The 24,291-nt window shown below is 66.5% G+C and carries 17 protein-coding genes and 1 pseudogene; 7 read left to right on the top strand and 11 right to left on the bottom strand.

Annotated features, from left to right (window positions below; all coding sequences use genetic code 11):
- Positions 1–61 precede the first annotated feature (61 nt).
- Positions 62–1,462 carry a UDP-glucose/GDP-mannose dehydrogenase family protein gene (locus ABZW74_RS13045; protein WP_355276703.1) on the top strand — a complete coding sequence of 467 codons (1,401 nt, stop codon included), beginning with the start codon at positions 62–64 and terminating at the stop codon, positions 1,460–1,462.
- Between the two features lie 133 nt (positions 1,463–1,595).
- Positions 1,596–2,864 (top strand): hypothetical protein, encoded by a 1,269-nt coding sequence (locus ABZW74_RS13040; RefSeq protein WP_355276701.1) that lies wholly within the window; start codon positions 1,596–1,598, stop codon positions 2,862–2,864.
- Positions 2,865–2,873: 9 nt separating this feature from the next.
- Here ABZW74_RS13040 and ABZW74_RS13035 read toward each other — a convergent pair whose 3' ends face one another.
- A complete protein-coding gene (locus ABZW74_RS13035; RefSeq protein WP_240857838.1) occupies positions 2,874–3,644 on the bottom strand; it encodes a MerR family transcriptional regulator in 771 nt (256 codons plus the stop codon).
- 28 nt (positions 3,645–3,672) lie between these two features.
- Positions 3,673–4,251, bottom strand: a complete 579-nt coding sequence (locus ABZW74_RS13030; RefSeq protein WP_240857837.1) for a TetR/AcrR family transcriptional regulator — start codon at positions 4,249–4,251, stop codon at positions 3,673–3,675.
- 90 nt (positions 4,252–4,341) lie between these two features.
- On the opposite strand from ABZW74_RS13030, the gene ABZW74_RS13025 reads away from it, so the two are divergent.
- Positions 4,342–5,892 carry an MFS transporter gene (locus tag ABZW74_RS13025; protein ID WP_240857836.1) on the top strand — a complete coding sequence of 517 codons (1,551 nt, stop codon included), beginning with the start codon at positions 4,342–4,344 and terminating at the stop codon, positions 5,890–5,892.
- On the opposite strand, the gene ABZW74_RS13020 is transcribed toward ABZW74_RS13025, so the two are convergent.
- The 7 genes from ABZW74_RS13020 to ABZW74_RS12990 form a co-directional block, all read right to left on the bottom strand.
- Positions 5,854–7,029 (bottom strand): PDR/VanB family oxidoreductase, encoded by a 1,176-nt coding sequence (locus tag ABZW74_RS13020; protein ID WP_355276698.1) that lies wholly within the window; start codon positions 7,027–7,029, stop codon positions 5,854–5,856. The two genes, ABZW74_RS13025 and ABZW74_RS13020, sit on opposite strands and share 39 nt — an antisense overlap.
- 13 nt (positions 7,030–7,042) lie before the next feature.
- Complete coding sequence (locus ABZW74_RS13015; protein WP_355276696.1) at positions 7,043–7,939, bottom strand: metal-dependent hydrolase; 897 nt, start codon at positions 7,937–7,939, stop codon at positions 7,043–7,045.
- 12 nt (positions 7,940–7,951) lie between these two features.
- Positions 7,952–9,718, bottom strand: a complete 1,767-nt coding sequence (locus tag ABZW74_RS13010; RefSeq protein ID WP_355276694.1) for an SDR family oxidoreductase — start codon at positions 9,716–9,718, stop codon at positions 7,952–7,954.
- 65 nt (positions 9,719–9,783) lie between these two features.
- On the bottom strand, positions 9,784–11,037 hold the full coding sequence (locus ABZW74_RS13005; RefSeq protein ID WP_308221041.1) for a pyridoxal phosphate-dependent aminotransferase: 1,254 nt from the start codon (positions 11,035–11,037) through the stop codon (positions 9,784–9,786).
- A gap of 48 nt (positions 11,038–11,085) precedes the next feature.
- Positions 11,086–11,652, bottom strand: a complete 567-nt coding sequence (locus tag ABZW74_RS13000) for a dihydrofolate reductase family protein (RefSeq protein WP_355276691.1) — start codon at positions 11,650–11,652, stop codon at positions 11,086–11,088.
- Positions 11,653–11,749: 97 nt separating this feature from the next.
- Positions 11,750–15,313, bottom strand: a complete 3,564-nt coding sequence (locus ABZW74_RS12995) for a (Fe-S)-binding protein (RefSeq protein ID WP_355276689.1) — start codon at positions 15,311–15,313, stop codon at positions 11,750–11,752.
- A 238-nt stretch (positions 15,314–15,551) separates the two neighbouring features.
- Positions 15,552–16,937: a wax ester/triacylglycerol synthase family O-acyltransferase gene (locus tag ABZW74_RS12990; protein ID WP_240857830.1), complete on the bottom strand. Its 1,386-nt coding sequence runs from the start codon at positions 16,935–16,937 to the stop codon at positions 15,552–15,554.
- A 218-nt stretch (positions 16,938–17,155) separates the two neighbouring features.
- Between ABZW74_RS12990 and ABZW74_RS12985 the strand changes: the two genes are divergently transcribed.
- Positions 17,156–17,668 (top strand): ElyC/SanA/YdcF family protein, encoded by a 513-nt coding sequence (locus ABZW74_RS12985; protein WP_355276711.1) that lies wholly within the window; start codon positions 17,156–17,158, stop codon positions 17,666–17,668.
- A 6-nt stretch (positions 17,669–17,674) separates the two neighbouring features.
- On the opposite strand, the gene ABZW74_RS12980 is transcribed toward ABZW74_RS12985, so the two are convergent.
- Positions 17,675–19,813: an acyltransferase family protein gene (locus ABZW74_RS12980; RefSeq protein WP_355276687.1), complete on the bottom strand. Its 2,139-nt coding sequence runs from the start codon at positions 19,811–19,813 to the stop codon at positions 17,675–17,677.
- An 87-nt stretch (positions 19,814–19,900) separates the two neighbouring features.
- On the opposite strand from ABZW74_RS12980, the gene ABZW74_RS12975 reads away from it, so the two are divergent.
- Both ABZW74_RS12975 and ABZW74_RS12970 read left to right on the top strand, forming a co-directional pair.
- Complete coding sequence (locus ABZW74_RS12975; protein WP_355276685.1) at positions 19,901–21,262, top strand: styrene monooxygenase/indole monooxygenase family protein; 1,362 nt, start codon at positions 19,901–19,903, stop codon at positions 21,260–21,262.
- A 931-nt stretch (positions 21,263–22,193) separates the two neighbouring features.
- Complete coding sequence (locus ABZW74_RS12970; RefSeq protein WP_240857827.1) at positions 22,194–23,123, top strand: oxidoreductase; 930 nt, start codon at positions 22,194–22,196, stop codon at positions 23,121–23,123.
- A gap of 128 nt (positions 23,124–23,251) precedes the next feature.
- Here the strand turns inward: ABZW74_RS12970 and ABZW74_RS12965 are convergent.
- A pseudogene (locus tag ABZW74_RS12965) lies at positions 23,252–23,549 on the bottom strand (GIY-YIG nuclease family protein).
- 297 nt (positions 23,550–23,846) lie between these two features.
- Here ABZW74_RS12965 and ABZW74_RS12960 point away from each other — a divergent pair.
- Positions 23,847–24,287 (top strand): DoxX family membrane protein, encoded by a 441-nt coding sequence (locus ABZW74_RS12960; protein ID WP_240857826.1) that lies wholly within the window; start codon positions 23,847–23,849, stop codon positions 24,285–24,287.
- The last annotated feature ends 4 nt before the right edge of the window (positions 24,288–24,291 follow it).

The raw sequence follows: 24,291 nt of genomic DNA, 5'->3' as shown, positions 1-24,291 counted from the left end.
GATCACGACTCGACAGTCTCTTGTCGTTCGATGGCCGAACGACCCGCGTACTCACTGAGACATGAAGCTCACGGTCATCGGATGCGGATACCTCGGCGCGACTCACGCGGCCTGTATGGCCGAACTCGGCCACGACGTGCTCGGCGTGGACGTCGACGAGGCGAAGGTGGAGCGGCTGACTGCGGGTGAGGTCCCGTTCTTCGAACCCGGCCTGCAGGATATCCTGCGCCGCAACATCGCATCCGGACGACTCTCGTTCACCACCGATCACCGTGCGGCGGCCGCACATGCGTCGGTGCACTTCCTCGGCGTCGGGACACCACAGGAACCTCGCGGGCACGCCGCCGATCTCGGGCACGTCAACGCGGCGATCGACGCCCTGGTGCCGGTGTTGCGCGGTGACCACCTCATCATCGGCAAGTCGACAGTCCCGGTCGGTACCGCCACCGGCCTGGCCCAACGGATCGCTGTACTGGCCGCCGACGGTGTCGCAGTGGAGCTGGCGTGGAGTCCCGAATTCCTGCGCGAGGGCTTCGCGGTGGAGGACACCCTGACGCCCGACCGCATCGTCGTGGGCACCGACCCGGCCGGCACAACGTCGAGTGCGGTCCCGGTGATCCGGGACATCTATCGGGAGATTCTCGACACCGGTGTTCCCCTCATCGAAACAGACTGGGCAACAGCAGAACTCGTCAAGGTGTCGGCGAATGCGTTTCTCGCCACCAAGATCTCGTTCATCAACGCGATCAGCGAGCTGTGCGAGATCGTCGGCGCCGACGTGAGTACCCTCGCCGACGCGATCGGCCACGACGCGCGGATCGGCCGGCGGTTCCTCAACGCGGGATTGGGTTTTGGCGGTGGATGCCTGCCCAAGGACATCCGAGCGTTCACGGCCCGCGCCGACGAGCTCGGTGCCCACCGGACCCTGGGGTTCCTGCGTGAGGTGGATGCGATCAACATGCGACGACGCACCGCGATGGTGGACCTCGTGTCCGACGCGGTCGGCGGTGACGTTCTCGGACGCAACATCGCGGTGCTCGGCGCGGCCTTCAAACCGGAGAGCGACGACGTTCGGGACTCGCCGGCGCTCAGCGTCGCCGGCCAGCTGGCGTTGCGCGGCGCGTCGGTGACCGTCTTCGATCCCAAGGCCCTCGAGAATTCGCGTCGCACCTACCCGATGCTCGCCTACGCGTCGTCGGGTGCCGACGCCTGCGACCGGGCAGATGCCGTCGTCGTGGCCACCGAGTGGGCCGAATTCGTGCACATGTCGCCCGACGAGCTCGACGAGGTGGTGCGCGCCAAGGTCATCGTCGACGGCCGACGATGCCTGGACCCGCAGATGTGGCTCGACGCGGGATGGCAGTACCACGCCATCGGAGGGCCGGTGACGGGTCGACGCCGGGAGCGGCACACAGCGAATGCCCACGTGGTCGGGCACGCTGCGCAGACCCTGCGCGGCTGACACGTGCTAGTTTGAAGCTCCGAGGGGGTCGACCGACGGTGGTCGACTCGGCACATTTTCGCCGGTGGGGGCGCTGGGGCGATGTGCGACGCAAGCTTGAGAGCCGTCCCTGACCGCAGAAATCCGCCCACTGATGACCACGATGAACGACGACACCGCCCACGCCGTGAGCCAACCGGCCGACGATGCTGCGCGCGATCAGATCGTCGATTCGCTGGGGCAGATCGCCGAACTGCTGCGAACCCGCGGCTTGCCGACCGACGAGCGCGTCGTCCTCCTCGACTTCGACGAGAGCGGCCTCGTGGTCCTGACCGTCGATTTCGCATCGCGCGCGGTGGTATCTGCGCAGGCCGACGACGACATCGGCCCCGCCACGCTCGACCGCATGATCGCCGACCACCTCATCAGAGTCGGTCGTGTGGACAGGCCGACCTCGGCCGACTGGGATCGCGAACTGCTCGACCTCGTCGCGCAGGGTCGTCAGCGACTGCGTGCATCGGACGGCACATTCATCATGGGGCGCCGGCATCTCCGGCTGTTCCGGTTGGCCCGACGCGACGTCGAGGAGCCGACTCGACAGCTGATCGCGCAGGTGGAGACCCTGACCCGCGGTGCGGTGTCGAACGCCGGTGGCAACGTGGTCGCGGTGGTCGCGGCCGACGGCGTTCGCAACTGGCCCGGCCTGCGCGACTCGATCGCGCGCGCCGTCGCCGTGCCGGTACTCGATCTCGACGTCCCCGAAACACCCGTGGTGAACGCCCACGTCGATGCCGATGACCTCGGCTCGGCGGACTTCCCCGTGATGCCGCCGGTGGTCGTTCCGGAGATGACGCCGGCACCCGAATCAGCGCCGATGCCGGAGCAGGTGCCCGAGCCTGAGCCGATCGCAGAGCCGGAGCCGATCGCCGCCGACGACCGGCCGACCGAGCCGATCCCGGTGGCCGCGACGTCGTTGGCGTACTCGGAGGTCGAGGAGGTCGCACCCGACGACGAGCTCATGCCGGACGACGTGGTCGACGTGGCCCCGGCGCCGCCGTCGCGGACTCGTGGGCTGCTGAGTCGGGCGTCGGGCCGGCGGGTTGCCGCCGTTGTCGGTGCCGTCGCGGTGTTCGCGCTGGTCGGCGTGGCAACAGCCTTCGCACTCGGCGGCGACTCCACATCCGACAACCAGGCCGCCGCACAATCCGTGCCGTCGTCACCCGCACAGCCGTCCTATGCAGACCCAGCCGTCCTGGCCGAGGCGCGGCTGCCCGCTGCGCGCTACACCCCGCCGCCTCCGCCGCCACTGCCGCAATCGACACCCGACGAGACGACGCCGGGACCGCGGCCACGCCAACGCCCACGCCCGCGACCACGGCTCACGATTCCGCTACCGGGACTACCGCCGATCGTCATTCCCTGAGGTGGGGAGCTACGAGGGTCGGTCCTGATCTTTTCGCGATTTCCGAGCTTCGCCGAGGTACTCCTCGAGTTGCCGGGCGAGGTCCCGGTCCAGTGCGCGGTCGAGCGCGTTGTGGGCGGTGACCGTTCCTGCGCGCCGCAGCTCGGTCAGCAGTTCGGTGGCCCAATCGGATTCGGCGGTCGTCTGGGGAATCCAGCCGTCCTCACGGCCTTCGGTGACCGCACGCCGACCGGCGGAGATGACGGTGGCCGCCACCGCCGACATCTCGCCGTCGAGCCTGCGGTGGACATCGAGGATGCCGCCGAGGGAAACGCCCAGCTTCACGAGGCGTCCGTATGCCGAGACGGTTTCCTGGTCCAGAATCGTGTACTTCTCCGGCGGGTCCGCCGGGCCGTCGGGGCTGATCAGGCCGAAGTCGATGAGCTGCGCGAAATGTGCAGGGTTACGGGTGTTGAGCAGGTCGCGCAGGTCGTCGGCCGACATCGTGGTCGACGTCGCCTTCGACCACGGCTCGGAGACCACCTCCTGCAAACCCAGGACCTCGGCGAGGTCGTCGCCACGCTGGATGCCGGACAGGAAGTCGCTGATGTGACGGATCGTGAAGCCGCGTTTGAGCAGGTCGTTGATGACCTTGAGGCGTGCGAGATGCGCCTCGGTGTAGATGGCGATCCGGCCCCGGCGGACCGGTCGGGGCAGCAGGCCGCGGTCCTGATAGCCGCGCACGTTGCGCGTCGTCGTACCGGCCGCGCGCGCGAGATCGTCGATCCGATACTCAGTCACGCGGTCATTGTCCCAGATGGCGTTGTCCTCACGGTGCGAGACCGCGTGCGATCAGCTCGAGGATGTGTTCGAAGTTGGCAGCGGTGTCGACGAACGGGGGAGCGGATCCGGCGAGTTCCAACGCGACGGCACCGTGCACGCACGACCACGCCTGCAGCGCGAATTCGTTGGCGTCACCTGAGATGATGCGTCCCGCGACCTGTCCGTAGCGGATGATGTCGGCCAGCGCCAGGAAGCCGCGGGCGGCCACCTCGAGGTCGGCTTCGCACTCGCTGGAGAACATCAACGAGTACAACACCGGGTTGGCCAGCGCGAACGTGCGATAGGCCCGGCCGCTGTTGCTCAACCGGAGTGCCGGGTCGTCGTCGGTGGCGGCGATGGCCGACGCGAACTCCGCGAACCCGTCGGTGACCACCGCGTCGATCAGGCCTTCCTTGCCGTCGAAGTGGTTGTAGACGCCCATCGGCGCGACGCCCGCCTCGGCGGCGACGGCACGCACTGTCAGCCCGGCCACGCCGTCGCGCTCCAGGATCTTTCGCCCGGCCGCGATGAGACCGACGCGGATGTCGGGGCCGGAGGTTCGAGTGCGTGATTTTGCCGAGGACATATTGACAACCTACTAGAACAGTGTTCTTCTTGAATAGAACAACGTACTACAACAATAGATCGATGTTCCACAAACTCCGAAGGGCACGTCATGAAGACGCTGAACAATCGTTGGTGGGCGCTGGGGGCGCTCTGCTTCGCCGAGCTTCTGGTCATGGTCGACAACACGATCGTCAATGTCGCGCTGCCGACCATGGCCCGCGATCTCGATGCCGGGATCTCCGGGCTGCAGTGGATCGTCGACGCGTACACGCTCGTCTTCGCCGGGCTGCTGCTGACCGGCGGCTACCTCGGCGACCGGTTCGGTCACCGGCGCATGCTGATCACCGGCGTCGTCGGATTCATGGCAGTCTCGGTTGCCGCGGCGTCGACGCAGGATCTCGCGCAACTCATCGCCACCCGCGGTGGCCTCGGAGTCTTTGCTGCACTGGTGTTTCCGGCGACGCTGGCCATCATCACCACGATCTTCACCGAGGCTTCCGAACGTGCTGCGGCCGTGGGTATCTGGGCGGCGACGTCGGGCGTGGCAGTGGCCATCGGACCGGTCCTGGGCGGCTGGCTTCTCGAACACTTCTCCTGGACATCGGTGTTCTGGGTGAACGTCCCGCTGGGGGCGGTCGCGCTGGTGGCGATCCTCGCGGTGGTGCCCGGTACCCGGCCGGAGGTGGTCGCACCGTTCGACCTGCTCGGACTGGCGCTGTCGATCGCGGGCCTCGGGCTGCTCACCTACTCGGTGATCGAAGGACCGCACTTCGGCTGGTCGGATCCGCGGACCCTCGGGGGACTTGTTGTCGCACTGGGTCTTCTGGCTCTGTTCGGCTGGCGCGAGGCGAGGATCGATCACCCCATCCTCGACGTCCGGCTCTTCACCAATCGCCGCTTCGCGACCGCGGCGGGCATGATCAGCGTCGCGTTCTTCGCGCTGTTCGGTTTCATCTTCCTCATCACGCAGTTCTTTCAGGCGGTCAAGGGCTACGGTCCCTTTGAAGCAGGCCTTCGCACACTGCCGTTCGCGGTCGTCATGGCGGCGCTCTCGCCGGTGGCGATGGCGTTGTCGCACCGATTCGGTGCGCGGCCGGTCGCGGTCACCGGCGCATTCCTGATGTCGGGTGGATTTGCCTTGGTCGAGGTGTCGTCGCGGATGTCGGGCTACTGGGAGCTCATCATCTGGTCGATGTCGCTGATGGCGGCCGGTCTCGCGTTCATCTCCGGACCGTGCACCCAGCTCATCATGGATTCGCTGCGGCCCGAGCAGGCCGGTGCGGGCAGCGCGGTCAACGACACCACCCGGGAGATCGGCGGCACCCTCGGTGTGGCCGTCCTCGGGTCGATCCTCACGTCCGCGTACGTCGCCGGCGTCGGAAATCGATTGTCGGACATCGGAGTACCCCGCGAGGCGCGCGAGATCGCCGAACAGTCGGTGATGGCCGGCGGCGCGGTCGCCGATCAGGCGCCGAGTGCCGTGGCCGACACCGTGCGAGCCGCCATACAGGACGTGTTCATGGACGGTCTCCACAACGCCGTGTGGGCGGCCGTCGCGATCACCGCCTTCGCCGGGCTTGCGGCACTGTATCTGCTCCGCGGGCATACCGCCCCGGAGGGATCAGAGGTCGAGCGTGAGGTTGTCACCGCGACTTCGTGATACGCACGTGAGCATGGTTCCGGCCTCGCGCTCGGGCTCGGTCAGGATGTTGTCGCGGTGATCGATCTCGCCCGACAATGTCGCGACCTTGCACGTGCCGCAGAATCCCTGCTGGCACGAATAGGGCACCGACGGCAGGACCCGGCGAATCGCGGCCAGCGCGGATTCGTCTGCGGCCACGTCGATCTGCTGTCCGGTGGAGGCAAGCGTGACGGTGAACGGTTCACCGTCCTCGACGGGAGGCGGAGAGAACCGCTCGTAGTGAAGTTCGATGTCGGCGCGGTCGGCGAGGTGCGTCCGCAGGCGCTCGAGCATCGGAACGGGTCCGCAACAGTAGACCGCCAGACCGCCTGGGGCACGGCCTGTTTCCGGGTCGACCGGACCGAGTAGTTCGTCCATCGTCGGTAGACCGACTGGGACATGCGCCCCGCTCGCTCCGCTCCCGGCGGCGGCGTCGTCGGTGCGGATGGTGATCTTGTCGCCGAACCGGGCCACCTCGTCGCGGAACGGGATCGAGTCCGCGGTTCGGCCGGTGTAGATCATCGACCAGTCGAGCCCAAAGCGTTCGGCAGCCGCGAGCATCGGCAGGATCGGGGTGATGCCGATCCCGGCGGCGATGAATCGGACCGAGCGTGCGGGCGATCCGTGGCCGGGGACCGCCAGCGGAAAGGCGTTGCGCGGTCCCTTGATCGAGATGAGGTCACCGATCTTCAGAGTGTCATGCACCTCGATCGACCCGCCACCGCCGTCGGGGATGCGGCGCACCGCGATCCGGTAGGTGTAGCGGTCGGCGGGGTCGCCGCACAGTGAGTACTCACGCATCCGCCCGGACAGAAGTAGGAGGTCGAGGTGGGCGCCCGCATGCCAGCGGTGCAGCATGCCGCCGTCGGGAGCCGCGAAGGTGAGGGCGACGACGTTCTCGTCCTCGGCAACCACCTCGCGCCGAACGACTTTCACTGTCGTCACACCGTCGTTCTCGGCGGTGTGACGCAGCGGTGACATCGGCCGCCAGAAGGGCCACCACGCCTTGGCGATCACCGTGCCGAGCGTGAGCAGGGGGTCGTGACGCCACCGCCCGTGCAGATGCGGGGGCGGCGACGTGAGTGTCGTCGTATGTGGGTGGGCGCGCTGGTTCATCGGGCGTTGAGGTTCACTGTGCGTTGCGAGCAGCCGGCGACGATGCCAGGTAGGCGACGGCCTGTGCGGTGGAGCCGATCTCGTCGGGATGGAAACCAGGTCGGAAATAGCTGAAAGTCGACAAGATGATCTTCCACATCTGGGGTAGCACCCCAGCACGTACGCCGCGGAAATACTGATACTTGCGCGCGAACATGTTGTAGTGCAGCGTCTTGTCCTGCTTGGTGATGTACCGGAAGCCTCGATGGACGAGAAACAGAAGTACGGGCAGCGCCAAGAGCATCGCCCGACCCCGACGCAGGTAACTGTCGCCGAAATACACCGCGACATCGTGGGCCACGGCGCGATGCTCCACCTCTTCGGCGCCGTGCCAGGTGAACAAGTCCGTCATGGTCGGGTCGGCGTCGTGCTCCACCCACGTGTTGTTGAGGGCGAAATCACCGAGAAGTGCCGTGTAGTGCTCGAGAGCCGCGATCAACCAGAGTCGTTCGACGAGGTGCTTCTGGCGCGCCGATGCGCTGCCCTTGTCCATGGGGGCGAGGACCTTTCGGAAGATCCACTCGGCCTGGCGGGCGTACGGACGCGGGTCGATACCGTGGTGGTCGAGGAACTCCCAGAGCACGTGGTCGTGTGCCTCGGCGTGCATCGCCTCCTGGCCGATGAAACCGCGCATCGTGGCGGCCAGTTCGTCGTCGGTGACGAGCGGCAGCGCTTCGTTGTAGGTCTGCACGAACCAGCGCTCACCCTCGGGCAGAAGGAGATTGAGCACGCTGACGAAGTTCGACGCCACCGGGTGGCCGGGAATCCAGTGCAGCGGCGTATTCGACCAGTCGAAGGTCACGTTGCGGGCGTGCAGTTCGACGGGCCCGGGATCGGAATCATGATCGGGGTCGTAGGCGTGTGCAGTCATGTGTCGGTCCTCCTACCGTGCGACCTTCTGGCGGGCGCCGAGTCGCGACAACCACGGTGCGAATCGGTAGACGCGATAGCCGATCTTGGCCTCCGGGGTCACCGGCACGACAGCTTTGTTGCCGATGATCGCCTTGACGATGTCGCGGGCGACACGGTCAGGGGTGAAGCCGCGTCGCTGATAGAACGCGTCGAGCCGATTGCGTTGTTCGGTTTCGGTTTCGGCGTCGACGCCGGCGATCGGTGTCTTCGACACGATGTTGGTGTCGACGATGCCGGGACAGATCGCGCTCACGCCGATGCGATGCTCGGCCAACTCGCCGCGTAGCGACTCGGAGAACAGCAGGACGCCGGCCTTTGCGGCCGAGTAGATACCGAGGTCGCGGGACGGGGTGAAGGCCGCGGCCGACGCGACGTTGACGATCTGCCCGCCGACGCCGCGCGCCACCATCTGACGTCCGAACTCCCGGCTGCCGGTGATGACGCCGCGCAGGTCGACCGCGAGCAGCCGGTCGATCTGTTCGTCGGTGGCATCGAGAACCGAACCGGCAAGCGCGATTCCGGCATTGTTGACCACGATGTCGGGGACGCCGTGCTCGGCGCGGACCTGCTCGGCGAAGGCCACGAAGGCCGCGGTGTCGGAGACGTCGAGCTCGAAGGGCGTCGCCTGTGCGCCGTACGTCTTGGACTCGCGTGCGGTTTCTTCCGCGGACGGGAGGTCGAGGTCGGCGAGAACCAGCTCACAGCCCTCCTCGGCGAGCGCGTACGCGGTCTCCCGACCGATGCCGCTGCCCGCGCCGGTGATCACTGCGAGCTTGCCGGACAACGGCTTGGGCGCACCGAACACTCGGGTGCGATCGACGAGACCGGCCACCGTGGTGTCGCCGGACTGAGCGGCGATGAACTCGCGTGCGGTCCTCGCCAGGTAATCGGGCCGGGTGAGCGGCAACCAGTGTCCTGTCGGTGTGCGTCGGCGCCAGATGCGTTCGGTGTAGAGGTGGGTGTCGTCGAAGATACTCGGCCGCAGGGCGATATCGCGGTCGTTGATGACCTCGAGGACGGGCACCGCGGTGGGGCGAGGTTCGGGATTGCGCAACTTGGGCCGAATGTTGGCTCGGTACAGACGAAGTCCCGAGATCATGTCCTCGCGCAGGGTCGGCGCGAAGGTGGCGTTCTCCCGGGGCGTGCCGTCGACCCGATGGAGGAACTCGCCCCACAGGCGCGGTGAACCGGTCAGCTGGAAGAACACCTTCGGAACCACCGGCAACTGGAAGATCGCCGTGTAGGCCGACGAGCCGCTCTGTGCCAGCGCTTTGGCCAGGTTGCGGGGTGTCGGCCGACTCAGGTTCTTGCGTGCCCATGCCCCGAGGTAGTCGAGGTTGGGACCGGACACCGATACGAACGATGCGATCCGGCGCTCGGCTCCGGGCCGGGTGACGGCCTCCCAGGAGATCACCGAACCCCAGTCGTGCGCGAGCACGTGTACCGACGCGTCCGGGCTCACCGCGTCGGCGACCGCGAACAGGTCGTCGGCCATCTCGCTGAGGCGATAGGGTGCGTCGCCGGTCGGGCGATCGCTCTCGCCGAATCCGCGGCAATCGTAGGCGACGACGTGGAAGTCCTCGGCCAGCTGCGGCGCTACGTGCGTCCAGAGGTGGTGGCTGTCGGGCCAACCGTGCACCAGGACCACCGTCGGGCGCCCTGGTTCGAGCGTGCCCAACTCGAAAACGGCCAGGTTCACCCCGCCGTTGGTGACAACTCGCTTGCGCCAGTCGACCATGAATCTCCCCTTCGAGTCATCGGATGGGGATAGACGTTACCAACGGTTACAGGAATACTCCAGAGCTATTGGCGGTACGACGACAGGAAGTTGCCGATGCGCTCGATGGCCTCGCCCAGGTCGCGTGACCAGGGGAGGGTTACGATGCGGAAGTGGTTGTGGTCGTCGAGGTTGAAGCCGGTGCCCTGCACGACGAGGATCTTCTCCTGCAGCAGCAGGTCCTGGACGAACAGTTCGTCGTTGTGGATCTCGTGGACCTCGGGGTCGAGGCGCGGGAACGCGTACAGCGCGCCCATCGGCTTCACGCAGCTCACGCCGGGGATCTCGTTGAGCTTCTCCCAGGTGACATTGCGCTGCTCGAACAGGCGACCGCCGGGCGCGACCAGCGCCTCGATGCTCTGGTACCCGCCGAGCGCCACCTGGATGGCGTGCTGGCCGGGCACGTTGGAACACAATCGCGTCGACGCCAGGATGCCGAGACCCTCGATGAAGCCGGTCGCGTGGTCCTTGGGGCCGGTGATGACGACCCAGCCGGCGCGGTACCCGCACACCCGGTAGGCCTTCGACAGGCCGTTGAAGGTGAGGCACAACAGATCCGGGGCCAGCGACGCGATGCTCACGTGCTCGGCGTCGTCGTAGAGGATCTTGTCGTAGATCTCGTCGGCGAGGATCAGTAGCGAGTGCTCTCGTGCCAGGTCGACGAGTTGCTCGAGCACCTCCCGCGAGTACACCGCGCCCGTGGGGTTGTTGGGGTTGATGATGACGATCGCCTTGGTGCGATCGGTGATCTTCGACGCGATATCTGCGATGTCGGGGTTCCAGCCGTTGTCCTCGTCGCACTTGTAGTAGACCGGACGCCCGCCCGACAGGGTGGTCATGGCGGTCCACAGCGGATAGTCGGGGGCCGGGATGAGCACCTCGTCGCCGTCGTTGAGCAGCGCCTGCATGGTCATCGTGATGAGCTCCGACACCCCGTTGCCGAGGATGACGTCATCGACGTCGAAGTACGGGAAGTCGGGGATGAGCTCGTAGCGCGTGACGACGGCGCGGCGGGCCGAGAGCACACCCGCCGACTCCGAATAGCCCTGCGAGTACGGCAGTGCGTGGATCATGTCGCGCATGATCACGTCCGGCGCCTCGAACCCGAACAGGGCCGGGTTGCCGATGTTGAGCTTGAGGATGCGATGCCCCTCGGCCTCCAGTCGCGCCGCGTGCGCGTGCACGGGTCCCCTGATCTCGTAGCACACGTTCTGCAGCTTCAGGGACTGCTCCAGTGGCTTCAGGTTCTGATTCAGGTGCGATACATGTGGCCTACTCACCAGTACATTGTCGCAGCCGCAGGCAAACCGATTCTTCGGTCCCTCCGGTCAGTCGTGCTTTGCCTCATAACGCAGCAGCACGATGCCGCCCGGGAAGGTACGGGTCTCCAGCAGTCGCATGGAGATCCACGACGGCAGCGTCGGGAAGAACGGGAGACCGCCGCCGACCGCGGTGGGCGCGACCACGAGTCGGAATTCGTCGACGAGTCCGGCCTGCACGATCGGTGCGGCCAGCGTCGGACCGGCGACTTCCATCTGGCCGTCGGTCTCGGCCTTGAGCTTCTTCACCACGTCGACGGGGTTCTCCCGTTCCAGGCGTGAGTTCCAGTCGACGGACTCCAGCGTGCTCGAGAACACGACCTTGGGCATGTCGCACCAGACCTGGGCGAAGTCCCGCATTATCGGGGTCGCGTCGGGGTCCTCGTGGACCGTCGGCCAGTGTCCCGACATCAACTCGTAGAGCCGCCGCCCGTAGAACGACAGCTCGGTCTCGCGCTCGAAATCATTCCAGTATTGGTGCAGTTCCTCGCTCGGATCGGACCAGTCGATGCTGCCGTTCGCATCGGCGATGTACCCGTCAAGCGAAACGGTGAAGCCGTAGATGAGTTTGCCCATGCAGATAAGACTGCATCAAAGGACGAAATTCATCGACGAACGTTACGCCGTAGATTTGTGCCACCAGGTGACACAAATCTACGGCGTAGTGCGATCTCTACTTGTGCCCCGGACGCTTCTTGCCCGCGGCGATACCGAATCCCTTGGCCTTCGACGCCCCGACCTCGGCGATGGTGCGACCGTCATCGGGTCCCGCGCCGTTCGACGACGTGCCGTTGGACGACGGGGTCTCGCTTACCTCGGGCGTCTCGGCTGCTTCGGCCTCGGGTGCCTCTGCGACTTCGGGCTCCGGTTCCGGCTCGGGCTCTGGCGTCGGTTCCGGCTCTGGCGTCGGTTCGGGTGCGGCTGCCGGCTTGGGTGCCGCCGATCCTGCACCGCCCGGACGCTTCTTGCCCGCGGCCATGCCGAAGCCCTTGGCCTTACCCGGCTTGTCCTCGGTCAAAGCGGTTGCCGCACCGGCAGTTTCGGCCACCTCGGACTCGGGCGTGGCCTCCGCGACCTCCGGCTCTGGGGTCGACTCCGGCTCGGCGGGCGCACTTTCCGGTGCTGCCGCCGCGGCCGGCTTGGGTGCCGCCTTGCCGATGCCCCCTGGTCGCTTCTTGCCCGCGGACATGCCGAATCCCTTGGCCTTGCCGGGCTTCTCCTCGCTGACCGCCGACGCGCTGCTCACTTCGGCAACAGGCTCGGCCTCTGCGGTCTCGGCTGCGGCAGGCGCAGTTTCGGCCGGTGCGGATTCTGCCGCAGGCTTGGCAGCCGGTGCCGCCTTGCCAATCCCGCCGGGGCGCTTCTTACCCGCGGACATCCCGAATCCCTTGGCTTTGCCAGGCTTTTCCTCGCTGACGGCAGCCGTTGCGGTGTCGGCGGTCGGCTCGGCGTCCGCAGCGGACTCCGACACCTGGCTTTCGGCCGGGGCGGTGACACCCGCAGCAGGAGCCGCAGCACCCGGCTTCTTGGCACCTGGACGCTTTGCAGCGCCCATGCCGAAGCCCTTGGCTTTCGCCGGTTTCGGTTCCGCCGCCGATTCGACCGCTTCCGACGACTCTGCCTCGGCGGGCGCCGGAGCAGCCGATCCGGCGTCTGTCTTGGCGGCACCGGGCTTCTTCGCCTTGGCGCCCATGCCGAATCCCTTGGCGGCGGGCTTCTTCTCGGCGGCGGGAGCGGCTTCTGCCGGTGCCTCTGCTGGTGCGGCCTTTGCGGCTGCGGAACCCGGCTTCTTGCCACCCTTCATGCCGAGGCCGACCTTGGCCTTCGGCTTCGACCCGGCCTCCGCGGCCGGTGCGGCGGCCGCAGCCACCTTCTCGGGTTCGGGCTCTGGTTCCGGCTCTGGTTCGGGAGCGGCCGGTCGCGGTCCGAGGAAGCGTCCGCCCAGCTTGACCTCGGGCGCACCGCGCTTGACCGACTCGAGAAGCATCTGGGCGACGTCGACGACCTCGACCTTGCCCTCGTTCTCGGTGCCGGACGTCCGGGCCGTGACGCCGTCGGTCAGCATGACGCGGCAGAACGGGCAGCCGGTCGCGACCTTGGTGGGTGCCTTGCCGACCTGGTCGCCGAGGGTGTCGAGCGCTTCGTCGACGCGGTCGATGTTGATCCGCTTGCCGATCTGCTCTTCCATCCACATGCGCGCACCACCGGCGCCGCAGCACATCGACCGTTCGCCGTGACGCGGCATCTCGGTGAGCTGTCCGCCCGCGGCGGCCATCAGCTCACGCGGCGCGTCGTAGACCTTGTTGTGGCGGCCGAGATAGCAGGGGTCGTGGTAGGTGACGCCCTCGCCGAGCGGCGCGACCGGTACCAGCCGCTTCTCCCGCACCAGGCGGTTCAGCAGCTGGGTGTGGTGCACCACTTCGTATTTCCCGCCCACTTGGGGATACTCGTTGCCGAGAGCGTTGAAGCAGTGCGCACACGTGACGACGATCTTCTTGCGCTGTTCGGGGGCCGTGGAGAACACCTCGTCGAACATCGCGATGTTCTGCTGCGCCAGCATCTGGAACAGGAACTCGTTGCCCGCGCGTCGGGCCGAGTCACCGGTACAGGTCTCGCCCTCACCGAGGACGAGGAAGTTCACGGCTGCGACGTCGAGCAGTTCGGCGACGGCCTTGGTGGTCTTCTTCGCGCGGTCCTCGTATGCGCCGGCACAGCCGACCCAGAACAGGTACTCGAAGCCCTCGAACGACTCGACGTCCTTGCCGAAGACCGGGATGTCGATGTCGATCTCGTCGATCCAGTTGGTGCGGGCCGAGCTGTTCTGGCCCCACGGGTTGCCTTTGTTCTCCAGGTTCTTGAACATGCCCGCGAGTTCGGTCGGGAAGTCTGACTCGATGAGCACCTGGTAGCGGCGCATGTCGAGGATGTGGTCGACGTGTTCGATGTCGACGGGGCACTGTTCGACGCAGGCGCCACAGGTGGTGCAGCTCCACAGGGTCTCGGTGTCGATGACCGCTCCGAGCGCCTCGGGATCGAACGCACCCTCCTCGGCGACAATGCCCTCGCCACCGCCGAGCGCACCCTTGGATTCACCGACGAGCTTGCGGGCGGCCTCGGCGCGAGCGGCCTCGGGGATGGCGTTCAGCTTGTCCTCGAGCACATTTCCGTCGGCGTCGACGAGACCCACCTCGTCGCCGCCCATGTCCTTGCGACCACCGGCCAGCAGGTAGGGCGCCTTGGCGTAGCCGTGGTCGCGCAGCGACATGATCAGCAGCTTGGGCGACAGCGGCTTACCGGTGTTCCACGCCGGACACTGCGACTGGCATCGACCGCACTCGGTACACGTGGTGAAGTCGAGCCAGCCCTTCCAGGAGAAGTCCTCGATCTTGCCCGCACCGAACGCGTCGACGTCGGGGTCGGCGGTCTCCATGTCGAGAATCACGCCATTGCTCATCATCGGCTTGGCCGCACCCAGTGCGACGCCACCGTCGGCCTCGCGCTTGAAGTAGATGTTCGGGAATGCCGAGAAGCGGTGCCATGCGACACCCCAGTTGATGTTCCGGCCGACCACCGCGAGCCACACCATGCCGCTCATCAACTTGATCACCGCGAAGATCGACACCAGCGTCGGGGAGGCGGGCAGGATCTTGGCGACCTGCATGGTGAAGAAGTCGGAGTACGGGTCGCTGTGGTGATACGTCGCGATCTTCGACGCCTTCACCATGATCATGCCGAGACCCTCGAGCAGCACCACGATCTCGACGAAGTAGGCGGCGCCGAACCGGGAACCGGAGAAGCGCGAGATCCGCTCGGGCACGCGCGGATGGTTGAGCTGGCGGATCACGATCAGCGTCATGATGCCCACGACGGTCCCGATGCCGAGCAACTCGTCCCACAGGTGCCAGATGAACCAGTCGCCGAACACCGGCCAGTGGAACTCCGGGTTGATGGACTGGCCGTACGCCTCGAACCACAGCAAGAAGCCGCCGAGGAAGCCGATCATCACCAGCCAGTGCGCCCAGCCGACGGTCCGGAACTTCGTCATCCGCGTGTGGGCGATGAACTCCTTGATCATCGTGCCCAGGCGTGGCAGCAGCGGCCAGAAGCGTGCGCTGTCCACGCGTTGGCCCTGCGAGATGGTGCGGAACATTCGCCAGACGCCGCTGAGGAACAAAGCCCAACAGAACAGGCTGATGACGGCGGCCGTCGTGCCGATGGCAATCGTGGTGGCTGTCACGGGCGCGTACCGGCCTTTCTCCTAGGTCGTCCGCCGCCGTGGTTCGCGCTGTGCGCAGGGCTGATGCACCACTGGTCGACGGTGTACTACAGGTAACCGTAAATCCTCGCGCCCCCGGCGCGCTGCCAAGGATGACCTAACTAACGTTCTGTCGGGCGAGACATGTTACCCAGATAATACTCACGAGTAACTTACTGTCTAGTCAGGTTGAGGCCCGCTGGGTGTGTCGATCGCCACCTCAGGGCTTGGTCGACGCCACTTTTTCCAGTTCTTCCAGAGATGTGTCGAGATGGGTCAGCAGGCGCTGCAGGCTCGGCAACTGGGCGCGTGCGCCGATCAGCCCGAAGTTGATGTGCTCGGCGGTGCTGGTCACGGTGATGTTCAGGGCCAGACCCTCCATGGGGATCGACACCGGGTACACGCCGTCGAGCCGTGCGCCGTTCCAGTACAGATGCTCCTTGGGGCCCGGCACGTTGCTGATGATGATGTTGAACTGCGGCGGCGTGTATTGCACGACACCCGGGATGGTCGCGAAGGCGAGCGGTGCGAAGTTCGCCGCGCCGAGCGCGAGCGCCTGCAGCGGACGCAGGCCCCGGATCACCTCTTTGCTCTTGCGGGTCGACGCGACGATGGATCGGAGTCGCCGCTCGGGATCGGGCTGGTCGGTGGCCAGGCTGACGAGGATCGCGCTGACCGCGTTGCCGTCCTTGTCGTCGTCGGTGTGCATCGACACCGGCACCGACGCGACGAGCGGCTTGTCCGGCAGCGCGTCGTGATCGATGAGGTAGGCGCGCAGGGCTCCGGCGCACATGGCCACGACGACGTCGTTGACGGTGATCTGCATCTCCGACGCGACGGTGCGGATGCGGCTGATCTCCCATTGCTGTGCGGCGAATCGCCGGGCGCTGCCGATGGCCACGTCCAGGATCGTGCGCGGCGCGGTGAGTCCGGGTGCGACGAAATCGGGGTCGGTCATGCCGGTGAGCGCGACCTTCGCCGCGGCGGGTGCCATGCCCGCTATCTGGCCTGCGACGTCGAAGACTCCGCCGATCCGCGACGCGATGCTGGGGCTCGGTCGGGCAGGCCGACGCTTGCGGCGGTTGACCAGTTCCGGGTCCCAGGGTGCGCTGCCGTTGCGGTCGTCGGGATCGTTGGACAGTGTGCGTTCGAGCAGTCGTAGCGCCGACACACCGTCGACGAGCGAGTGATGGAGCTTGGAGTACAGGGCGACCCGACCGTCCTCGAGGCCTTCGATCACGTGGAACTCCCACATCGGCCGGAAGCGGTCGAGCAGGGCGCCGTGGTTGAGCGACACGTAACGCAGCAACTCGAGGATCCGGCCCGGTCGGGGCAGCACCGTGCGTCGGACGTGGTAGTCGAAGTCGATGTCGTCGTCGTAGGACCACGCCACATTGCCGAGCAGCGTCACCGGCGACGCGGGACGCTTCCGGAACATCGGATGGACGTCCTTGCATTGGTGGAACGTCGCGAAGATCTCCTCGGCGAGTTCGGTCGCCGACTGACCTTCGGGAGGTACGAACAGTTGGAGGCCGCCCACATGCATGGGTTGCTCGCGAGTCTCGGCAATCAGGAACATCGATTCCGTGACGGGCATATACGGCATCGCTCGACCTCACTTTCGCGATGCTGTGTGACCCCCGGCACACATGGGCTGCTGATTGCTTCAGTATCGTCCCGGCAGTGCACAGAGGTGGTCGCTATCGGGCAACTGATAGGTGTTTCACAGTCCGAGGTTTCGGGGTTCTCGGGGGTTTCGGGCGTGCGGCGGTGCTCGTCGGACTGGTCGTGGTCGAACTGATCGTCACGGTGGCGGCCACCTGGATGTACGTCGCGTCGGTCGGGCGGATCTTCGACGCCGACGAATTCGCGGGTCCGCGCACGGCGCTGGTGCTCGGATCACTCGTCGACGACGGCGAACCCGGCGACTACGTCCGCGGCCGGCTCGACACCACTCTTGCTCTCTACCGGTCGGGCAAGACGGACCGAATCATCAATTCCGGCAACGGCTCTGCCGAGGCCGGCAACGAACCGGCCGTGATGCGCGCGTATCTCCAGGAGCGTGGGGTGCCGGCCGCCGACATCGTCGACGATCCAGCGGGATTCGACACCGAGGCGAGTTGTCGGCGCGCACACGACGTGTTCGGTGAACGGGAAATGGTCGTCGTCACCCAGGACTTCCACCTTGCGCGGGCGATCGCACTGTGTCGCGACCGCGGAGTCGACGCCGTCGGGGTGAACGCCGAATGCCCTTGTCCGACATGGACTATCGTCCGCAACCACGTCCGCGAACTGTTCTTCGCGCAGCCGCGGGCGTTGTTGTCGATCGTCGGTTGACCCGGTTCACCACCAACGCAACGACCGTTGCAGGTCCGTTTCCAGCTGCGGGATGAAGCTCCGGATGTAGGTGGCCGTCAGGTGGTGGAAGTCGCGGTACACGACGATGTTGCCGACCACCGCGGGGCAATAGGTGTCGTTGCAGATGCCGTCGGTGTAGTCGAGGAAGGTCATGTTCGGATACTTGCCCGCGATGGCGATCGTCGGGTCGACCGGCGACATCGCACGATCCCGGTCGACGCCGCACACCTGCGGCTTGCGGCCGGTCGCCAAACACTCCGGCGGCTTGAGTTTTGCACTCACCCAAGGGTTGTCGCGCAGGGCGATAACTCGTTGGCCGCGGTCGCGGAACTGCGCGAAGATCTCCTCATAGTCGGACGGTACGTAGTCGCCCGGGCCTTCTTCGGCCGGGCGGGTGCTGTTGGTGAACACCACGTCGGGCTTGTCGACAGCGAGTTGCGCCATCACGCGCCGCGACCATTCGTTGCATTCGGGGTACTTGCGGCCGAACCAGGTGTAGACGTGCGATGTGGTCAGCGCGCACCCGACGCGCAGGTAGGTCTTGATCCTGAAGTGGTACCGCTGGCCGATGATGTTGAGTGCGTCGATCCACTGGTCCGCGTGGGAGCCGCCGACGAGCGCGATGGTGCGGGTGGCGGTCGGGTCGCCGTAGACGCCCGAGCGGATGCGGTCGGGAGCGTCGGTGAACTGTCCGGTGACCGAATCCTCCCAGGTGATCGGCCAATCCTTCGGCGCCAGTTCAGGACTCGGCTGCATGGGAACGTTCGGCACGCCCGCGTCGTACAGGTAGGCGCGTGCTCCGGGATAGAGGCGCGGGTCGAGGTTCAAGGTGTCCACCGTGGCGTTGGCGGCGTCGCGCTGCCAGATGGTGACGGTCGCCGCGCTCACGACGGTCGCGGCGACGAGCGCCAGCACCAGGATTCGTCGGTACTGCTTCGAGCCGCCGCCGCGTCCGGACCGCAGCGGTGCTTCGACGAATCGTGTGGTCGCCCACGCGAGTACCAACGAGACCGCGAGAATCCCGGTGCCCTCGAGCCACGACACGTCGTCCTGGTAGCGCCAATTCAGGTAGAAGATCAGCAGCGGCCAGTGCCAGAGATACAGCGCGTACGCGATCGATCCCAGCCACACCAGACGGGGGTGGGCCAGTGCGCGGCTGGTCGGGGTCGGCCCGGTGGCGGTGGCCGCGGTCTGCGGCGAGCCGACCCAGATCAGCAGCAGCGTCGCACCGACCGGTACCAGCGCCCAGGCCGCCGGATATTGCGCCACACCGACGATCCACCAGCCGCACGTCACGATGAGCAACAGTGCGCCGACGCCGAGCCAGGTGCGCAGGCGCTGCGGTAGTGCGAGCCGAGGCATCCACACCGCGAGAAGGCCACCGGCCAACGGCTCCCAGAGTCGTGCGACGGTGTCGTAGTAGTTGAACGGCTGGTTGATGCCATGCCGGTATTGAGCCCACGCCAGCGAGAAGAGTGCGACGACGGCCAGTGTGCCGCCGACGATCCCGCGGATCACCGTCGGCCGTCGAAGTACCTCGAAGCGTCGCGCCAGTGCCTTCAGCAGCCCGCCCAGGAGGAGTGCGCACACCATGGTGATGACGAAGAACTGGCCCTGCATCGACATCGACCACAGGTGCTGCATCGGGCTGATCGCGGAATCGGCCGCGGCGTAGTCCTGCGACTGAAACGCCAGGTGCCAATTCTGGTAGTAGAGCGCGCTGGCCTGCACCTCGGCGCCGAGCGGACCCCACCGGGTCTTCGGCATCACCAGCGCGATCAGCAACGTGACGACGGCCAGAACGAGGAAGAGCGCGGGGATGAGTCGTCGGAACAGGCGCCACAGGCGGGGGCCGGGATTGATGGCCCGATTCCACGACACCGACGCCGGCTGCGTCGCGATGACGTGTTTGAGCAACGACGCGACAAAGAAGTAGCCGGACAGCGTCAGGAAGACGTCGACTCCGCCGGACACCCGGCCAAACCAGACGTGGAAGATGGCGACCAGCGCGATCGCGATTCCGCGCAGCCCGTCGAGGTCGAGCCGGTAGCCCGACGTGTTGCCGGTCGCGGCGTCCTCGTTGGGCGTCGCGACCGACTTCTCATCGGTCATGGGCGTGCGCACAGCCGGAATCGTACTGCGTCTAACCCTCCCCGCCGGGCCACGGCACCGGCACGCTGTGCGCGGACCACAACGTGAGGGAGAAACATCATGACAGCAGACAGCCGTCGCAAGGTCGCGATCGTCGGCGCGGGACTGGCCGGGACCAGTGCCGCGCTCGGATTCGCCGACGCCGGATTCGACGTGACGCTCTACAGCGACCGCGACCGCGCATCTCTGCGCAACGAGGTGCCCCCGACCGGTGTCGGCGTGCTGTTCGGCAAGTCGCGCGAATGGGATGCCGAGATCATCGACGATCTGTACGAGGTCGGTAACACCACCGGTATCAGCGTTCGCCTGCACTCGGGCAGTGGCGACGAGCGGGCCGACGTGCTCGAGTTCAACCCCGACTACGGCTATGTCGCCCAGGCCGTCGATCTTCGCCTGCGTGCCGACGACCGGCTCGGGCGCTTCCTGGATCGCGGGGGTCGGTTCTCGGTGGAGTCCGTCGACCTCGACCGTCTCGACGCGATCGCCGCCGACGCCGACATCACGCTGGTCGCCACCGGCAAGGGTGGGCTGTCGACCCTGTTCCCCGTCGACGAGTCGCGCACTCACTACCGCGAGCCGCAGCGCCGCCTCCTGCAGGTCACGCTGACCGGGCTCGATCACGGCCCACAGACCTTCGCCTACCGCAGCAGTGAGGGCGGCGGTCATTCGCTGTTCAACCTCGACAGCGAGAACGGCGAGGTCTTCGTCGGACCGTTCCTGCACAAGGACGCCGGTGCAACTTGGTCGTTCATCGTGTTCGCCAAGCCCGGCGGTGCCTGGGCGCCCAAGATCGACGACGTGCACGACGCGGCGTCGGCCCGCGCCGCCATCGTCGAGATCTTCGACGAGTACTTCCCGCACGACGCACCGGTTATCGAGAAGCTGCAGGTCATCGAGTCTGACCCGGTGTCGTGGCTCAAGGGCGCGGTGACCCCGACCGTCCGCCAGGCAGTCGCGACGACGCGCAGCGGCCATCCGGTGGCCGCCATCGGTGACACCGCCATCGCCGTCGACCCGGTCGCCGGGCAGGGCGCGCAGAACACCCTGATCCAGGTCGCCGAACTGGTCAAGGCCGCCGCTGCGAACGACGGTGAGTTCAGCGCCGAGTGGCTCTCACAGGAGTTCGAAAAGCATTGGGAGCGACGCGGAAAGGCGGCGGTCGAGGTGACGCGCCTGTACCTCGGCGACCCCGATTACGCCACTCACCTCGAACTCTCCTTCCCGGCTGCGGCGGTCGACGAGAAGATCGCGTCGGCTCTCTTCGGCCTGCTGTCGGAGCCCAACCCGCTGCTCACGCTGGAGAGCCGCGACGACGTCCTGGGCTTCATCTCCGCCGTCGCAGGCGAACCGGCCGACGACGTGCTGGGCCGCTTCGAGCCGGCGGGCAGATTCACCTCGGCACCCGCGCCCGTCTCCGCCTGACGGGTTACCGCTCCTGAGCTGAGGTGCGAGTGGCTCCTACCGCTCCCTGACTCGAAGAGGTCGGTGACTAGCGCTCTGACCTGCACATAAGCGTCCACCACCCCACCGCTCTCTGAGGTGCCCGAGGCGCCGGCCGAGGGATGCCTCGAAGGGCAGGCGAACGGGCCACGTCAGCGAGGCGCCGGACCACTGAAAGTAGGGGAAGGTTCTTCCCCTACTTTCTGCCCCTGCTTGTTGAGTCGTCCGCGAGAAAATTCGCGGGGAGGACTCCAGGGATAGGGGACGAGTTTCTTCCCCTATTTTTCGTGGATCATCGTCGCCGCGCCGCGCTCCGGCGGACGCTTCCCGCCTCTACGATCGCCGACGAGGTCGGCGGGTGGGTCGCCGATCCGAAGAGTAGTGACAGCCCGCTGAACTGGGGAAATGCAGCCTTCCGAGGAGGCGCCTCGGACACTCCGTGTCCTGTTGGAGAATCTGTGTGCTGCAGCACACGGTTGAGCCGACTCGACGCAGGGTGTGGTCTGAGGCCACCCATGGCACATCACCGCCCAGGGCGGCCTCGGCTTCGGTCTGGCCATGTCCCGCGTCGTCCTGCGAGAACTCGAGTTGAGTTGGAGAACGCGAGTGCTGCAGCACTCGCGTTCCCCAATTCGGCTCCGGTTGTCGCGAGTGCCGGCGGCGCGGATGCTCCGGGGCGACAGGGACCTCGTTTCTGGTCAGGGACCTTCGGAACTGCCGACGGTCCCTGACCGCAAGTGAGGTTTCTGGCGACACGTGCGGTTTCTGCGACGAGGGCGCGCTCTTCCCGACTCCACGATCGCCGACGACGTCGGCGCGGGTGGGTCGCTGAGGTGCTCGTTTCGTTGACAATGTGATACGAAGTCAGTCGACCGATCGATGATCGGGTCCGGATGGTGGCGAAGGGGCTGACGTGGCGAGATCGGGTTGGACGCTCGCCGATGCTCCACCCCAGACCGGTCGCACCGCGGTCATCACCGGGGCCAACTCCGGCATCGGCCGCGCTGCTGCCATGGGTATGGCCACCCTGGGTGCTCGCGTCGTCCTCGCGTGCCGCAACGAGCAGACGGCGACCGCCGCCGCCGCGGACATCGTCGACATGGTGCCGGGAGCCGAGCTGGACGTCGTCACGATCGACCTGTCCGACCAGTCCTCGGTGCGACGCGCGGCAGCAGAGATCATCGACCGAAACGACAGCATAGACCTGCTGATCAACAACGCCGGCCTGATGCGTGCGCAACGTGAGCTCACCGTCGACGGTTTCGAAATGGACTTCGGGACAAACTTTCTCGGTCATTTCACGCTGACGGGTCTTCTGCTGCCGAAGGTTTCGGGTGACGGTCGGGTGGTCACGGTCGGCAGTCACGCACACCGCACCGGCGCCATCGACTTCGATGACCTACGGCTCGACCGCGGATTCAGTTCGGCGTCGGCCTATTCCCGTGCCAAGTTGGCGCAGATGCTTTTCGCGTTCGAATTCGACCGGCGGCTGTGGGATGCCAAGTCGGAGATAGCCTCTCTGGCAGCCCATCCCGGCGGGACGCGAACCGGCGTTATGCGCGAGCAGAACCGTTTCCTGCAGTGGGCCTACTTCGCCCCGTCGCTTCGGTGGTTGACCGACCGCTTCATCATGGACCCGCCCGAAGGTGTGCTCTCGATCCTTCGCGCGGCAACTGATCCTCGGGCTATCGGCGGCGAATACTACGGTCCGACAGGACGATTGGGCCTCGCCGGCCCGCCGGCACTCGTGACGCCGTCGGCGCGCGCGCAGGATCGTGCGGTGGCCACGCAGTTGTGGGACGTGGCCGAGGACCTCACCGACGTGCACTATTCCTTCGCCTGATCGAGCCGCCCCATACGCTGATCGAGCCGACACCGAGCCGCCCACACGCTGATCGAGCCGGGACCGAGCCGCCCACACGCTGATCGAGCCGGGACCGAGCCGCTAGGCGAGGACCCGTGTCGAGATCACTATTCCGAACCGTACGACTTACCCCGCCGTCGAGACAGTTCCGGTAACAGGTCGAACCGTCCTTCGATCAATGCGAGACGCTTGGCCCGCGACCAGTTCTGGACGCTTCTCCAGCGCGTACGCCTCTGCGACAGAGGGGCATTCGAGCAAGTACACGAGCCTGACCGGTAGGCGGCTGCTCGTGTACCGCGAGCCGCGTCCACTTTGGTGCTGCTCGAATCGCAGCTCGATATTCCGCGTACTGCCGACATACAGGGTGCCGTCAGCGCATTCAAGGATGTACAAGTAGCCGATCATGCACACACTTTGGCGCTTTGGTGCCGGATAGTGGTTCGCTTGTCCACAGGGCTGTGGGCGCGGAAGTGATCTCGACACGACGCCTCGCCTGGCGGCTCGGAGTCGGCTCGATCAGCGTGGGGGGCTCGGAGTCGGCTCGATCAGCGTGGGGCGGCTCGGAGTCGGCTCGATCAGCGGTTGGGTGGCTCGATCAGCGGGGGCGGCTCGATCAGCGGACGAGACTCGCCTAATCCCGGCCAATCCGGTGTGAGGATGGTTCCGAATACCCCGCCGACGCACACGACGACAGGAGTTTCGATGCCCGACCTGAAGACACTGATCGCACCCACGACCACACCCCAGTCCCGCGGCCGGATGTTCGCACGCATCGCGCTCGGCGTGGTGCTCGCGCTCGCCGGGATCGGGCACATGACCTTCCAGCGCGACGAGTTCCAGGCACAGGTGCCCGATTGGGTGCCGCTGGGCAAGGACTTCACCGTGCTGGCCTCGGGTGTCGTGGAGGTCGGACTGGGTGCCGCGCTCATCGCGCTGCCCCGACACCGTCGCATCGTGTCGTGGGTGGTGGCGGCCTTCTTCGTCGCGGTATTCCCGGGCAACATCCACCAGTACGTGGCCGGTATCGACGCGTTCGGCCTCGACACTGACACCAAGCGACTGGTTCGCCTGTTCTTCCAGCCGGTCCTGGTGTTGTGGGCGATCGCCGCAGGCGGGGACGGACGCACCAGCGGCAAGGCATAGTTGG

The organism is Gordonia sp. NPDC003585, from assembly GCF_040610755.1.
Lineage (GTDB): Bacteria > Actinomycetota > Actinomycetes > Mycobacteriales > Mycobacteriaceae > Gordonia.
This window is presented reverse-complemented; position numbering and strand designations above follow the sequence as displayed.

What these genes read in the sequence shown, in the direction of transcription:
- ABZW74_RS13045 (WP_355276703.1), top strand. Translation starts at nt 62, where the DNA reads ATGAAGCTCACGGTCATCGGATGCGGATACCTCGGCGCGACTCACGCG.
- ABZW74_RS13040 (WP_355276701.1), top strand. Translation starts at nt 1,596, where the DNA reads ATGACCACGATGAACGACGACACCGCCCACGCCGTGAGCCAACCGGCC.
- ABZW74_RS13030 (WP_240857837.1), bottom strand. Translation starts at nt 4,251, where the DNA reads ATGTCCTCGGCAAAATCACGCACTCGAACCTCCGGCCCCGACATCCGC.
- ABZW74_RS13025 (WP_240857836.1), top strand. Translation starts at nt 4,342, where the DNA reads ATGAAGACGCTGAACAATCGTTGGTGGGCGCTGGGGGCGCTCTGCTTC.
- ABZW74_RS13020 (WP_355276698.1), bottom strand. Translation starts at nt 7,029, where the DNA reads ATGAACCAGCGCGCCCACCCACATACGACGACACTCACGTCGCCGCCC.
- ABZW74_RS13015 (WP_355276696.1), bottom strand. Translation starts at nt 7,939, where the DNA reads ATGACTGCACACGCCTACGACCCCGATCATGATTCCGATCCCGGGCCC.
- ABZW74_RS13010 (WP_355276694.1), bottom strand. Translation starts at nt 9,718, where the DNA reads ATGGTCGACTGGCGCAAGCGAGTTGTCACCAACGGCGGGGTGAACCTG.
- ABZW74_RS13000 (WP_355276691.1), bottom strand. Translation starts at nt 11,652, where the DNA reads ATGGGCAAACTCATCTACGGCTTCACCGTTTCGCTTGACGGGTACATC.
- ABZW74_RS12990 (WP_240857830.1), bottom strand. Translation starts at nt 16,937, where the DNA reads ATGCCGTATATGCCCGTCACGGAATCGATGTTCCTGATTGCCGAGACT.
- ABZW74_RS12985 (WP_355276711.1), top strand. Translation starts at nt 17,156, where the DNA reads ATGTACGTCGCGTCGGTCGGGCGGATCTTCGACGCCGACGAATTCGCG.
- ABZW74_RS12975 (WP_355276685.1), top strand. Translation starts at nt 19,901, where the DNA reads ATGACAGCAGACAGCCGTCGCAAGGTCGCGATCGTCGGCGCGGGACTG.
- ABZW74_RS12960 (WP_240857826.1), top strand. Translation starts at nt 23,847, where the DNA reads ATGCCCGACCTGAAGACACTGATCGCACCCACGACCACACCCCAGTCC.